The sequence below is a fragment of the Mesorhizobium sp. M1088 genome (genome assembly GCF_040318575.1).
Taxonomy (GTDB): Bacteria; Pseudomonadota; Alphaproteobacteria; order Rhizobiales; family Rhizobiaceae; genus Mesorhizobium.
Genome location: NZ_JAMYMO010000001.1, coordinates 221,628 through 235,437 on the forward strand (window position 1 = coordinate 221,628; position 13,810 = coordinate 235,437).

Genomic DNA, 13,810 nt, shown 5'->3' on the forward strand with positions numbered 1-13,810 from the left:
GTCTGATGGCGGTGCACGAATCCAGTACGCGCTCAGGATCTGGTGGTAAGAAGGCTCGACCAGACATTGCGGAGGACGGGATGGGCAATCCCTACGAACAGGATCTCGACAGGAATCCGGCCAACCACCAGCCGCTGACGCCGCTCACCTATTTTGAGCGGGCGGCAAAAACCTTTCCCGACCAGACCGCCATCATCCATGGCCGCCAACGCACGACCTATCGCGATTTCTGGAAGCGCTCGCTGAGGCTTGCCTCGGCGCTGGCGAAGCGCGGTATCGGCAAGGGCGACACCGTCACCGTCATGCTGTCGAACACACCGCCGATGCTGGAAGCGCATTTCGGCGTGCCGATGACCAGGGCGGTGCTGCATTCGCTCAACACCCGCCTCGACGCCGCCGTCATTGCCTTCCAGCTCGATCACGCCGAAAGCAAGGTGCTGATCGTCGACCGCGAATTCGCCGGCGTGGTTCGGCAAGCGCTGACGCTGGCCAAGGTCAGGCCGCTGCTGATCGATTACGACGATCCCGACTATGCCGCCGATGCGCCCTATGCCAAGGGCGAGCGGATCGGCACGCTGGACTACGAGGCGTTTGTCGCCGACGGCGACGAGGATTTCGCCTGGTCGATGCCGGACGATGAATGGGATGCCATTTCGCTCAACTACACCTCCGGCACGACAGGCAATCCGAAGGGCGTCGTCTGTCACCACCGCGGCGCGGCACTGATGGCCTATGCCAACACCATCCATGCCGGGATGGGCAAGCACCCGGTCTATCTGTGGACGCTGCCGATGTTCCACTGCAACGGCTGGTGCTTTCCCTGGACGCTTGCCGTGCAGGCCGGCACGCATGTCTGCCTGCGCTGGGTGCGGCCGAAGCCGATCTACGACGCCATCGCCGATCACGGCGTCACCCATCTGTGCGGTGCACCCATCGTCATGTCGGTGCTGATCAACGCCTTGGACGAGGACAAGCGGCAATTCCCGCAGACCGTCACCTTCAACACCGCCGCGGCGCCGCCGCCTGAGGCGGTGCTGTCGGGCATGGCCGATGCGGGCTTTGCCGTCACCCATCTCTACGGCCTGACCGAAACCTATGGCCCGGCCGTCGTCAACGAATGGCATGGCGAGTGGGACCTGCTGGAGAAAGGGGCGAGGGCGGCGAAGAAGGCCAGGCAAGGCGTACGCTATGCCGCGCTCGAAGGCCTGACGGTGATGGACCCGCAGACGATGCAAGAGACGCCGGCCAACGGCGAGACGATCGGCGAGGTGATGTTCCGCGGCAACATCGTCATGAAAGGCTATCTCAAGAACCGCAAGGCGAGCGACGAGGCCTTTGCCGGCGGCTGGTTCCATTCGGGCGACCTCGGCGTCATGCACCCGGACGGGTACATCCAGCTCAAGGACCGTTCCAAGGACATCATCATCTCCGGCGGCGAAAACATCTCCTCGATCGAGGTCGAGGAGGCGCTGTACAAGCATCCCGCCGTCGCTTCTTGCGGCGTTGTCGCCCGATCCGACGACAAATGGGGCGAGGTGCCGGTCGCCTATGTCGAGCTGAAGCCGGGCAAGGCGGCGACCGAGGCGGAGGTAATCGAGCACTGCCGCGCGCTGCTCGCCCGCTTCAAGGTGCCGAAAGCGGTGATCTTCGCGGAAATCCCGAAGACTTCGACGGGCAAGATCCAGAAGTTCCGGCTGCGGGAGATGGCAAAGCAGCCTTAGGGCCTGATCCGAAAACGGAACCGATTTCGGAAAGCATCTTTTCAAGATCCTTCGCAAAAAAACACGGGGCGGCGTTGCAGGCGCGCCCGGCGGAAACCCCATGCGTTTCGTGGGCCAACTCCGTCCGGGGATGTCACCATCTGTCACTAGTAGCCAAAATGGTGCCTTGACAGGTGATGGTTTTCAATTTACGAGTGACGAAATTCTAAATTCGTCAGTCGTAAATTTGGCCAACGAGATGCTTGAAACCCTGGACACCACCGCCGATTCCGCCCGCCAGGAAAATGTCACGCGCATCCTGGATTGCGCGGAGCGATTGTTCCGCCACTACGGCTACGGCAAGACCAACGTCGCCGACATTGCGCGCGAACTCGGCATGTCGACTGCCAACATCTACCGCTTCTTCGCCTCCAAGGTGGAAATCCATCAGGCGGTTTGCGGCCGTATGCTCGAGACCTGCTACCGGTTGAGCTACGAAGCCTGCCATGGTTCCGGCACCGCCAGCGAAAAGCTCCGCCGCTACGTGCATACGCACTATCAGTGGACGCTGGATACCATGATCGACCAGGAGAAGGTGCACGAGATGGTCATCGTCGCCATCGAGCGCGACTGGCATGTCATCGAAAAGCACATCGACCGCATCCACGACCTGGTCGCTGACGTGATCCGCGAGGGCATCGCCACCGGCGAGTTCGTCGATCAGGATCCGGTAGTCGCTTCCCGGTGTTTCGGTGCTGCCATTATCAGCCTCTCTCATCCACAGATGATGGCCCAGTGCCTCGCCAAGAAGAACCGGGCGACGCCGGACGAGCTTACCGAGTTTGCCATCAGAGCCTTGAAGAAATGACCATTGCCGCCCGTCGGGCGGTGATGTCGGCAATTCATCTCCACAATTCGGGAGTACGAAAAGTGTCTTTGTCCAAGTCCATCACCTACAGGCGACCGGCCGCCGGCCTGGCACTGATTGTCGTTGCCGCTCTCGGCCTCGCCGGCTGCTCGCAGGAGAAAGCCGAGGTCACCGAGATCATCCGCCCGGTCAAGGTGGTCGAGATCGCCAAGGCGAGCGATACCCGTCAGCTTTCCTATTCCGGATCGGTGCGTGCCCGCACCGAGATGAATCTCGGCTTTCGCATCAACGGCAAGATCACCGAGCGCCTTGTCGACATCGGTGACCGCGTCAAGCCGGGTGACGTTCTCGCCCGCGTCGATCCCACCGACTACGAGCTCTCGGTGAGAAGCTCTCAGGCCAGCCTCGATGCTGCCGACCGTCAGGTCGAGACAGTCGAGCTTACGCGCAAGCGGGCCGAACAGCTCTACGCCAAGAATTTCGCCCCGAAGTCGCAGCTCGAGCAGGCGACGCTCGCCTATAATCAGGCGGTCGCCACGCGAGACTCCGCCCGCTCGCAGCTTGCCCAGGCACAGAACCAGGTCCGCTATACCGATCTCAAGGCGGACAAGAACGGCATCGTCACATCAGTTGCCGCCGATGTCGGCCAGGTTGTCGGCTCCGGCACGCCGGTGGTGACCGTTGCCATCGACGGCGAGAAGGAAGTCCTGATCGCTGTTCCGGAAACCGATATTGCCGAATTCAAGCCGGGCAAGACCGTCAAGGCTGGCTTCTGGTCCGATGAGGCGCTGACGCTCGACGGCAAGGTCCGCGAAGTCGCCGGCAGCGCCGATCCGCAGTCGCGCACCTTTGCCGTTCGCGTCAGCCTGCCCAACGATCCTCGCGTGCTGCTAGGCATGACCGCCTCCATCGAAGCCGCGGTGGACAACCGGCAGCAGCTGGTGTCGATCCCGCTGGCCGCGTTGGCGCAGAAGGACAGCCAATCGATCGTCTGGACAGTCGACCGCAACGGCGGGACCGTCCATGCGCATCCGGTCAAGGTCGCCGCCTTCACCCCCGACGGCGTCAGCGTCGCCGATGGGCTGAAGCCGGGCGACGTCGTCGTCGCCGCCGGCACGCAGTTCATGACCGAGAATCTGAAAGTCAAGCTGACCGGTGATGCAGCGCAACAGTCGGCGTCGGCCGATGACGCTGCAAGGCGCTTGCGCTGACGGCCAGGCAATTCACGGTTTCCGGGCGGCAGGCGCCCCCGATTTTCGAGATCTCAGGTCGATGTAACCCCCACGTCGATCCTCGCGTCCCACCGCGATGTAGATCTCTCAACTCGGAAAGCCACGCCGCCCGGAAGCCCACATCGGAAGTTCCTTGGGCATGCGAAAGCGCGTGCTCTGTTGATCAAATTGAAACGGACTGACGCCGATGACCATCGACACCAATGAAAAGCGGTCTTTCAATCTTTCGCGCTGGGCAATCGGCCATCCGAGCATTGCCCGCTTCCTGTTCGGGCTGATCATCGTCGCCGGTGCACTCGGCCTGATGCGCATGGGCCAGAAGGAAGACCCCGATTTCACCTTCCGCGTCATGGTCGTCCAGGCGATCTGGCCAGGCTCCTCGATCAAGGAGATGGAGGACCAGGTGGTCAACAAGATCGAGCGCAAGCTGCAGGAAACGCCGCACCTCGATTTCGTCCGCTCCTACACCCGCGCCGGCAGCGCCATCATCACCTTGCAGGTCAAGGGCGACACCAATCCGGCGCAGGTCGCCGATGCTTTCTATCAGGTGCGCAAGAAGGTCGGCGATATCGCCAATGAGCTGCCGCAGGGGCTGCTCGGGCCTTACTTCAATGACGAATTCGGCGACACGTTCATCACCCTGCATTCGATCAGCGGCGACGGCTACAGCTATCCCGAGCTGAAGAAATTCGCCATCCAGGCGCGTGACATGCTGCTGACGACGCCCGGTGTCGAGAAGGCCGTGATCATCGGTGACCAGCCGGAAAAGCTCTACATCGACGTTTCATCCAAGGTGCTTGCCGAACGCGGCCTGACGTTGACCGACCTGCAGAATGCGATCCAAGGCCAGAACAATGTCGACCCGGCAGGTTCGGTCGACACCGGCCAGCGTTCGGTGCGCATTTCGGTTGAGGGCGATGTCACCAGGGCGGCCGACATCCGCGAGCTTCGCCTGCGCGCCGGCAACCAGGTGACGCGCCTCGGCGACATCGCCACCGTGACCTCCGGCCTCGAGGATCCGTACCAGCGCAAATACCGTTTCAACGGTCACGACAGCGTCCAGCTCGGCGTCGTCATGGCCAAGGGCTTCAACGTCACCGACGTCGGCAAGGACGTCGAAGCGACCTATAAGCGCTTCGAAGAGGCGCTGCCCTATGGCGTTTCGGTCGATCAGATTTCCGACCAGCCGCATGTCGTGAAGGAGGCGGTGAGCGAGTTCATGGAAGCGCTCGGCGAAGCGCTGCTGATCGTGCTTTTCGTATCGTTCCTGTCGATCGGGTGGCGCTCGGGCCTGGTGATCGCGATCGTCATTCCGCTGGTCCTGGCCGCCACGTTCGCCATCATGTACGAGCTCGGCATCGACCTGCAGCGCATTTCGCTCGGCGCGCTGATCATCGCCCTTGGCCTCCTGGTCGACGACGCGATGATCGTCGTCGAAATGATGGAGCGAAAGCTCGAGGAAGGCTTGGTCAAGGTCGAGGCGGCGAGCTTCGCCTATTCCTCGACCGCCTTCCCGATGCTGACCGGCACGCTGATCACCACGGCCGGTTTCATCCCCGTCGGTTTCGCGGCCTCGACCGCCGGCGAATATGTGCGCACCCTGTTTTACGTCGTCGGCATCGCGCTGGTCGTGTCCTGGTTCGCGGCGGTCTATTTCACGCCATGGCTCGGCCACATGATCCTGAAGCAGCGCAAGCACGCCGGCAACCATCACGATGTCTTCGACACGCGCTTCTACCGCCGTCTTCGCTCGACCGTTGCATGGGCGGTGCGCCACCGCATCATCGTCCTGGTGATGACGCTGATGACGTTTGCCACCAGCCTGTGGGCGTTCCAGTTCATCCCGCAGAATTTCTTCCCGCAATCGTCGCGCCCGGAAATCCTTGTCGACCTCTGGCTGCCGGAAGGCACCAGCATCAAGGAAGTCGAGACCCAGGCCAAGGCGCTCGAAGCCAGGATGATGGACGACAAGGACAAGCGCTTCATCGCCACCTATGTCGGCGAAGGCGCGCCGCGCTTCTTCCTGCCGCTCGACCAGCAGCTTCGCAACCCGAATTTCGCCCAGCTTCTGGTGATGGCCAATGACGAACCGGCCCGCGAGCGGCTGATTGTCAAGCTGCGCACCATCCTGGCAAATGATTTCCCATCGATCCGCGCCAAGGTCGACCGCCTGTTCCTTGGTCCGCCGACCGGCTGGCCGGTGCAGATGCGCGTCATGGGTCCGGATCGCCAGGAGGTGCGCCGCATCGCCGACGAGGTGAAGGCGAAGTTCCAGGCAAATCCGCTGCTCGGCGCCATCCACGACGACTGGCTGGAGCCGGTGCCGACGATGAAGCTGGTGATCGACCAGGATCGCGCCCGTGCGCTCGGCGTCACCTCGCAGCGCATCCGCCAGACGCTGCAGGCGGCCATGTCGGGAGCGCCGCTCGATGACTTCCGCGACGGCGAGGAGACGGTTTCGATCGTCGCCCGTGAGCCGGAGGCAAGCCGTCACCTGCTGTCGGCGGTCGACTCCGTCTACATCCCGACCGATTTCGGCGGCTCCGTGCCGCTGTCGCAGGTCGCCAAGGTAGTCCCGGTGCTGGAGCAAGGCGTCGAATGGCGGCGCGACCGCTTGCCGACCATCAGCGTACGCGCCACGCTTCCGGACGGCGTGCAGCCGAACGATGTCGCCATGAAAATGTACAGCGACATGCAGGGCCTGCGCGCCAGCCTCGCACCCGGCTACAAGATCGAGATCCAGGGCGGCGCCGAGGATGCGGCCGAAAGCCAGGCCTCGATTGCGGCGAAAGCGCCGATCATGCTGGCCGTCATCGTCGTGCTGCTGATGATCCAGCTGCAGCATTTCGGCAAGGCCATGCTGGTGCTGGCGACCGGTCCGCTCGGCATCATCGGCGCGGCGGCGGCACTTTTGATCAGCGGCGCGCCGTTCGGCTTCGTCGCCATCCTCGGTGTCATCGCCCTGCTCGGCATCATCATGCGCAACTCGATCATCCTGGTCGATCAGATCGACCAGGACATCGCCGCCGGCGTGGAGCGTTCCGAGGCCATCATCGGCTCGGCGGTGCGCCGGTTCCGGCCGATCGTGCTGACGGCGCTGACGGCGGTGCTGGCGCTGATCCCGATCTCGCGTGGCGTCTTCTGGGGGCCGCTCGCCTACGCCATGATGGGCGGCATTCTCGTCGCCACGGTGCTGACCATCCTTGTCCTGCCGGCAGCCTATGCGCTGTTCTTCGGCAGGGAGCCCAAGAAGGTGGTGGAGCAGCCGGCCGAGACGGAAGAAAAGAACGAAAGGCCGCAACTGGCCCTGGCGGCCGAATAGCGGTCGAGCGAACGTCTTCCATAGATAACCCCGCCGAGGCGGGGTTATCAGGGTCGGGTCAGGCCGCAATCAGTTCGTACGGCCGAGCATCGTTATTCATTTTCTGTATTTTGATCGGTTGCTCGTCCGCGGTAGGAACGCTCCGACGCGACAACTCATCGATTCCCGCGTCAACAGGCAGCCCCAGCTTTTCGATTGCCAAACGACGCACCAGGGCCTCAGCCGAGCTGTCAATGTCGATTTCGTTGCGCTCCCATCGGCCAATCGACTGCTTGTCACGGTGGACCATGGCGGCCAATTCAGCTTGGGTCAGACCCATTTCGGAGCGCAGGAAACGAAGCTCGTCCCCGCTCATGCCCTTGGCATGGCTTACGATCCCAAGCGCGATTACTTGATGCAGTTCATTCACAGCAGGAATCGTGATGATGTCGTCGCCATCGTCATCCACCTCAACGGCGATGCCTTCGATGTAAACGTTGAGCAGACCGCTTTCTGTGTAGTGGTGTGCGTTATTCATCAGCTTCAACTCCAATTATCGAGCCCGCTTTTCGCTCGAACTCATCGATCCACATGACCGAAATAACTTTGACGAGACATCCGTTCTTGGAAGGGATGATAACGACCCCGATGGATCGACTCCCGCTGTTCGGTGTCTTGCACTCCACGCGATAACGGAAATGACCCGGCCGGGTTGCGGGCACAGGTGGTTGGTACACATTTCCAAACTTGAGCGCATGCAGCACATCAGACATGATCAAGCCGCGTTCGGAAAGCCGATCCTGCGCATGCAGCTTGTACGAGATGTTTAGTTTCAGATTTCTCGCGATAGATCTTATTTCAATCGTCGCACGGCCGGCATCCCAAGGTTGCGTGATCGTCACAAATCCCCCTTCTATGGCATTCCTTCCGGTGCTTCATCTATCATGGTGATACCTACATAAGTGCTGAACGTCAATAAACAAGCGGCATGCCATTGACGCCCGTTGGGTGGTGACAAATTCGCTACCGAACACAGGACGACACGGCTATTAAGACTAGCGCGTGGTTGGAGGACAGTCATGACCATAGCTCAGACAAAGGCACCGCTGCGGCTGCCGATCGACGGGCGCCATCGCCGGATGTTCATCGGCGGCGGCTGGGTCGATGCCCGCTCCGGTCGGACCACGGAGAGCCGCAATCCCGCCACCGGCGCGGTCATCGCCACGGTGCCGCGCGCCGACCGCCAGGACATCGACTTGGCGGTGACTGCTGCGCGCAAGGCGTTCGAGGGCCCGTGGAGCCGGTTCAAGCCTTATGAGCGCCAGGTGCTGCTGCTGAGGATCGCCGACCTCTTCGAAAAGCACTGGGAAGAGATCAGCCGCTCCGACACCACCGACATGGGCATGCCGATCATACGCACCCGCGCCAATCGCAACCGGGTCATCGGCATGCTGCGCTACTATGCCGGCATGGCGACGGCGCTGCACGGCGAGACGATCGACAACTCGCTGCCCGGCGAAATCGTCTCTTTCACCCGCAAGGAGCCGGTCGGCGTCGTCGGCGCCATCATTCCCTGGAACGCGCCAACGGCGGCGTCGATCTGGAAGATCGGCCCGGCGCTGGCGACCGGCTGCACCATCGTGCTGAAACCATCGGAAGAGGCGCCGCTGACGCCGCTTTTGATCGCCGACATCATGAACGAGGCCGGCGTTCCGGAAGGCGTCGTCAACATCGTCACCGGCACCGGCACCGAGGCAGGTGCCGCACTCGCCGAGCATATGGGCGTCGACAAGATCGTCTTCACCGGCTCGACGGCGACCGGCCAGTCGATCGTGCGGGCCTCGGCCGGCAATCTCAAGCGCGTCTCGCTGGAGCTCGGCGGCAAGTCGCCGGTCATCGTCTGCGCCGATGCCGATCTCGACAAGGCGGTGCCGGTGGCGGCGATGTCGGTGTTCGCCAATTCCGGCCAGATCTGCATCGCCGGTTCGCGCCTTTTCGTCGAACGGCCCGTCCATGACGAGTTCGTCGAGCGGCTCGCGGCATACGCCAAGGGTCTCAGGGTCGGCGACGGCATCGACCCGGCGACCGAGATCGGTCCGCTCGTCTCCGAAAAGCAGCTGCAACGGGTCACCGGTTACCTCGAGGCCGGCACCGCGGAAGGGGCGAAACTCGTCACCGGAGGCACCCGGCTTGTGGAAGGCGCGCTTGGCGCCGGCAATTTCGTCGCGCCGACCGTCTTTGCCGGCGTCTCGGACGACATGAAGATCGCCCGTGAGGAGATCTTCGGGCCGGTGATTTCAGCCTTGCCGTTCGATACGCTGGACGAGGCAGTCGAGCGGGCCAACAACACGCCTTACGGCCTGGCTGCAGGGGTCTTCACCCAAAATCTCGCCACCGCCCACCAGCTGTCGCGCAAGATCCGCGCCGGCTCGGTCTGGGTCAATACCTATCACGCCATCGATCCGGCCGTGCCCTTCGGCGGCTACAAGATGAGCGGCTACGGCCGCGAGGGCGGCGCCGAGCACCTCGCCGAATATCTTAACACCAAGGGCGTGTTCATCAAGATCGATTGATCGGTCCGCCGCCCGCACAAAAAAATGCTCCCCGACGCCGGTTTTGCAAAACAGAATTCCTTCCCATGGCCGCAAAGCCATCCCATGCTCGAGCAATTGGAGCGTTACGCTCGTCGTCATCGGTGCGTTTTTCCATGGCAGAAAATCGACAATTGCGGCTTGGCGCTTTCATGCGGCCCGTCAGCCTTCATACCGGCGCCTGGCGCTACCCGGGCGCCTATCCCGACGCCAACTTCAATTTCGCGCATCTCAAGCACTTCGCGCAAAGGCTGGAAGCGGCAAAGTTCGACGCCTTCTTCATGGCCGACCACCTGGCCGTGCTCAACATGCCGATCGAGGCGCTGCGGCGCAGCCACACGGTCACGTCCTTCGAGCCGTTCACGCTGTTGTCGGCGCTTGCCGCCGTCACCGATCGTATCGGGCTGATCGCAACCGCCTCGACGACGTTCGACGCGCCGTACCACATCGCCCGTCGTTTCGCCTCTCTCGACCATATCAGCGGCGGGCGCGCCGGCTGGAATATCGTCACCACATCCAATCCCGACGCCGCGCTGAATTTCGGCCTCGACGAGCATGTCGAGCACGACGAGCGCTATCGCCGGGCGCGGGAGTTTTACGATGTCGTCACCGGCCTGTGGGACAGTTTTGCCGACGATGCCTTCATCCGCGACGCCGAAAGCGGGCTCTATTTCGATCCGGCGAAGCTGCATGTGCTCGACCATAAGGGCGAATATCTTTCGGTGCGGGGACCGCTCAATATCGCGCGGCCGGTGCAGGGCTGGCCGGTCATCGTGCAGGCCGGCGCGTCGGAGGCCGGACGGCAGCTCGCGGCGGAAACGGCCGAGGTGATCTTCGCCGCCCATGCCGATCTCGCCTCGGGGCAGCGCTTCTTTGCCGACGTCAAGAAACGTGCGCAAAAACTTGGCCGGTCGCGCGACGACATCAAGATCCTGCCCGGCGCCTTCGTCATTGTCGGCGAGACCGTCGAGGAGGCGCAGACGAAGCGGGCCAAGCTCGACAGCCTCGTCTACTACGAGAGCGGCGTCGCCTCGCTGTCGATCGCGCTCGGCCACGACGCGTCGCGGTTCGATCCGGATTCAGTCTTGCCCGAAATCCCGGAAAGCAACGCCAGCAAGAGCGGCCGCGAGCGCGTCATCGAACTGGCGCGCAAGGAAAACCTGACCGTCAGGCAGCTTGCGCAGCGGCTGGGCGGCTATTCCGGTCTTGCCTTCGTCGGCACTTCGAAAACCATCGCCGACGAGATGGAGGAATGGCTGGTCACCGAAGGCTCGGACGGGTTCAACGTCATGTTCCCCTATCTTCCCGCCGGATTGGATGATTTCGTCGAGAAAATCGTGCCCGAATTGCAGCGGCGCGGCATTTTCAGGAGCGAATACGAAGGATCGACCCTGCGCGAAAATCTTGGCCTGAAGCGGCCGCCAAACCGGTTCTTCCAACCTGAGACGGCAGCGATCCGCAAAGCTGGTTAGAACCGGTAATGATTTTAGACCGCGGCAAGCATCCGTTTCTTTTCGTTCGGTCCGAATGTCCATAGGGTCATGAGCAGCGGGCTGGCAGCCCGAAATCATCGCGAGGGCTTTGCATCATGACCAATCCGGCCGTTGTCGGTTTCTCAGGCAATTTTACCCGGCCGTCCAAGACGCGCGGCTTCGTCGATCGTATCGTGAACGAGGTAGCCGGCAGATATGGCCTGGCCGCCAGCACGCATGACGTCGTCGACCTCGGCCCCAGCCTCGGTGGCGCCAAATGGGCGCGTGAACTGGATGCGCAAGCGGGCGATATCCTCAAGCGCGTCGTCACGGCGGACGTGCTCGTCGTTGGCTCGCCCACCTACAAGGGCAGCTATACCGGCCTGTTCAAACACTTCTTCGATCTTGTCGACCCGACGGCGCTCAGGGGCAAGCCGGTGGTGCTGCTGGCGACCGGCGGCGGCGACCGGCATGCGCTGATCATCGAGCACCAGCTGAGGCCGCTGTTCGGCTTCTTCGAGGCCTTTACGCTGCCGACCGCGATCTACGCTTCGGACAGGGATTTCATCGACGGCGTGCTTGCGTCCGAGACGATCCTGGCGCGCGTCGGACAGGTCCTCGAGGATATCGGTGCAGCGCTTGGCGGTCGCTCCCGCGCCGGCACCGCTGCCGAATAGCCCCTAAAAAGAAAAACCCGCCTCAGCGGCGGGTCTCGGGGCGAATCAGCACCATACTAAGATTACTAGCATAGCTGCCGGCACAAAGCAAGAACAAAATGCAGGGATCGAGCGCGCCTTGCGCGCCCGATCCCTCAACGCAGCCGTCAGATGACGAACAGCCAGTTGGCGAGCAGCATCACCACGACGCCGGCGACCAGCGTCAGATAGGGCAGCATCCCCGCCTTTTTCACCGCAAGGTCGGACGAGCTCATGCCGAGATCGGCCAGCATGTGGTCGGGGAATTTGCCCTTATCCTGGATGTAGTGCCGGAAGCAGAACACCGGGATGATCAAGGCTGCCGTGATCAGCCCGGCCCACAATGCCATCGGGTTCCACACCTTGGCGCCGGCGCCCATGAAGACCGCGTTGACGTAGGCAAAGATGGCGCCGAGGCCGAGCACCCAGCTCGGCGCCTTCCATGGCCGCGCGATGTGGCCATTGTCGATGCGGTGGATCCAGCCGGCATTGAGGTTAAGGAAGTTGAAGATGATGTAGCCGCAATTCGACACGGCGAGGATGAAGAAGAAGCTCGTTGCGTCGGCCGAGGCGATGGCCAGCACGATCAGGTTGAAGATCAGGTCGGTCCACATCGCCCGCGTCGGTGCGCCGTGCTCGTTGACATGGCTGAGATAGCGCGGCAGCCAGCCGTCGACCGAACCTTGATAGAGCGTGCGCGAGGAGCCGGCCATCGCCGTCATGATGCAGAGCACCAGCGCCAGGATCATCAGCATCACCAGCAGGCTGTGGATCAGTTGTCCGCCGCCGACCATGCCGGCCAGCGCATCGGCAACGCCGGAGCCGTCGACGATCGGCGTCGCCAGCATGCCGTTCAAGCCGAGCACGCCCTGGAAGGTGAACGGCACCAGGATGAACAGCAGCATACACAGCAGGCCGGAATAGAAGATCGCCTTGAAGGTATCGGTGCCCGGGTTTTTGAACTCGGAGGTGTAGCAGACCGCGGTCTCGAAGCCGTAGGTCGACCATGCCGCGATGAACATGCCGCCGAGCACCAGCGTCCAGCCGGCGATGTTCCACGCGCCGGGCTCCGGCGCATAGGCTGCCGCGAGCGGCACCAGCGGCGAGAAGTTTGCCCAGTTGATCTGGCCGGTGACGATCGGCACCACGCCGACGATCAGCATCGGGATGATGACCAGCAGGCCGATATATTTCTGCACGTTGGCCGTGCCCAGGATGCCGCGATGCTGGATCGAGAAGATGATCAGCATCAGCACCGCGCCGATGAAGAAGGTGGCGTTGAAGGTGAAGGAAACCGGGCCAAGCGTGTGACCGTAGAGCGTCCAGTTACGGATCGCCGGCGTCGCCGCCGCGGTGACCGCGGTGATGGCGTCAGCGGCGCTGGTTCCGGCATGGGCCGCAATATAGGCGGCGACTTCCGGCGAAGTGTCGGTGAACAGCGGCACCGGCGCCAGTGCGTTGAGGATATAGGCGGCGGCGATCGAGCAGCCGAGTGACAGCACCGGCGACCAGGCGAACCAGTTGCACCACACCGAAAGCGGCGCGATGAATTTCGAATAGCGCAGCCACGCGGTGGCGCCGTAGACCGAGGCGCCGCCGGATTTGTTCGGGAACAGCCCGGCGATCTCCGCATAGGTGAAGGACTGCAGGAAGCCCATGACCATGGATACGGCCCAGATCAGGAAGGCCAGTGTTCCGGTGGTGCCGGCGATGCCGCCGATCGAAAACAGGACAAGGGCCGGAACGCCGCTTGCCACCCAGAAGGCGCCGCGCCAGTCGATGTTCCGGTGCAGCTGCCCTTCGGCAGGCGGCACCAAGGTGGTGACTATCGTGCTCATTTACGTGGATTCCCCATTTTTGATGTTCCCCATCGGCAACAGCCGCAATCTCGCGAGGCGTCATCGACGCTCACGTTGAACGGCCCCAGGCGTTTTCCGCTCAGTAGTATTTT

The 13,810-nt window shown here is 62.6% G+C and carries 10 protein-coding genes; 7 read left to right on the forward strand and 3 right to left on the reverse strand.

The window, feature by feature from the left end; translation table 11 throughout:
* Positions 1–80 precede the first annotated feature (80 nt).
* From NKH49_RS01220 to NKH49_RS01235, 4 genes are all read left to right on the forward strand, one after another.
* Complete coding sequence (locus tag NKH49_RS01220; protein WP_352612278.1) at positions 81–1,721, forward strand: acyl-CoA synthetase; 1,641 nt, start codon at positions 81–83, stop codon at positions 1,719–1,721.
* A 238-nt stretch (positions 1,722–1,959) separates the two neighbouring features.
* The gene (locus NKH49_RS01225) at positions 1,960–2,568 is read left to right on the forward strand and encodes a TetR/AcrR family transcriptional regulator (RefSeq protein WP_352612708.1); all 609 of its coding nucleotides are present in this window, start codon (positions 1,960–1,962) and stop codon (positions 2,566–2,568) included.
* 62 nt (positions 2,569–2,630) lie between these two features.
* Positions 2,631–3,779, forward strand: coding sequence for an efflux RND transporter periplasmic adaptor subunit (locus NKH49_RS01230; RefSeq protein WP_352542218.1), 1,149 nt, complete (start codon positions 2,631–2,633; stop codon positions 3,777–3,779).
* 208 nt (positions 3,780–3,987) lie between these two features.
* Positions 3,988–7,122, forward strand: coding sequence for an efflux RND transporter permease subunit (locus tag NKH49_RS01235; protein WP_352472294.1), 3,135 nt, complete (start codon positions 3,988–3,990; stop codon positions 7,120–7,122).
* Positions 7,123–7,180: 58 nt separating this feature from the next.
* Here NKH49_RS01235 and NKH49_RS01240 read toward each other — a convergent pair whose 3' ends face one another.
* Together NKH49_RS01240 and NKH49_RS01245 are read right to left on the reverse strand one after the other, a co-directional pair.
* A complete protein-coding gene (locus NKH49_RS01240) occupies positions 7,181–7,639 on the reverse strand; it encodes a helix-turn-helix domain-containing protein (RefSeq protein WP_352455217.1) in 459 nt (152 codons plus the stop codon).
* The gene (locus NKH49_RS01245; RefSeq protein ID WP_352472295.1) at positions 7,632–8,003 is read right to left on the reverse strand and encodes a DUF4258 domain-containing protein; all 372 of its coding nucleotides are present in this window, start codon (positions 8,001–8,003) and stop codon (positions 7,632–7,634) included. The genes NKH49_RS01240 and NKH49_RS01245 overlap by 8 nt, the downstream gene beginning before the upstream one ends.
* A gap of 177 nt (positions 8,004–8,180) precedes the next feature.
* Between NKH49_RS01245 and NKH49_RS01250 the strand changes: the two genes are divergently transcribed.
* The 3 genes from NKH49_RS01250 (at position 8,181) to msuE (ending at position 11,841) form a co-directional block, all read left to right on the forward strand.
* Positions 8,181–9,674 (forward strand): aldehyde dehydrogenase family protein, encoded by a 1,494-nt coding sequence (locus tag NKH49_RS01250; protein ID WP_352472296.1) that lies wholly within the window; start codon positions 8,181–8,183, stop codon positions 9,672–9,674.
* A gap of 134 nt (positions 9,675–9,808) precedes the next feature.
* Complete coding sequence (locus NKH49_RS01255) at positions 9,809–11,164, forward strand: LLM class flavin-dependent oxidoreductase (RefSeq protein ID WP_352455214.1); 1,356 nt, start codon at positions 9,809–9,811, stop codon at positions 11,162–11,164.
* Positions 11,165–11,280: 116 nt separating this feature from the next.
* Complete coding sequence (gene msuE, locus NKH49_RS01260; protein WP_352612283.1) at positions 11,281–11,841, forward strand: FMN reductase; 561 nt, start codon at positions 11,281–11,283, stop codon at positions 11,839–11,841.
* A gap of 146 nt (positions 11,842–11,987) precedes the next feature.
* Here msuE and NKH49_RS01265 read toward each other — a convergent pair whose 3' ends face one another.
* The gene (locus NKH49_RS01265; RefSeq protein ID WP_352472299.1) at positions 11,988–13,697 is read right to left on the reverse strand and encodes a trimethylamine N-oxide permease; all 1,710 of its coding nucleotides are present in this window, start codon (positions 13,695–13,697) and stop codon (positions 11,988–11,990) included.
* Between the last annotated feature and the right edge of the window lie 113 nt (positions 13,698–13,810).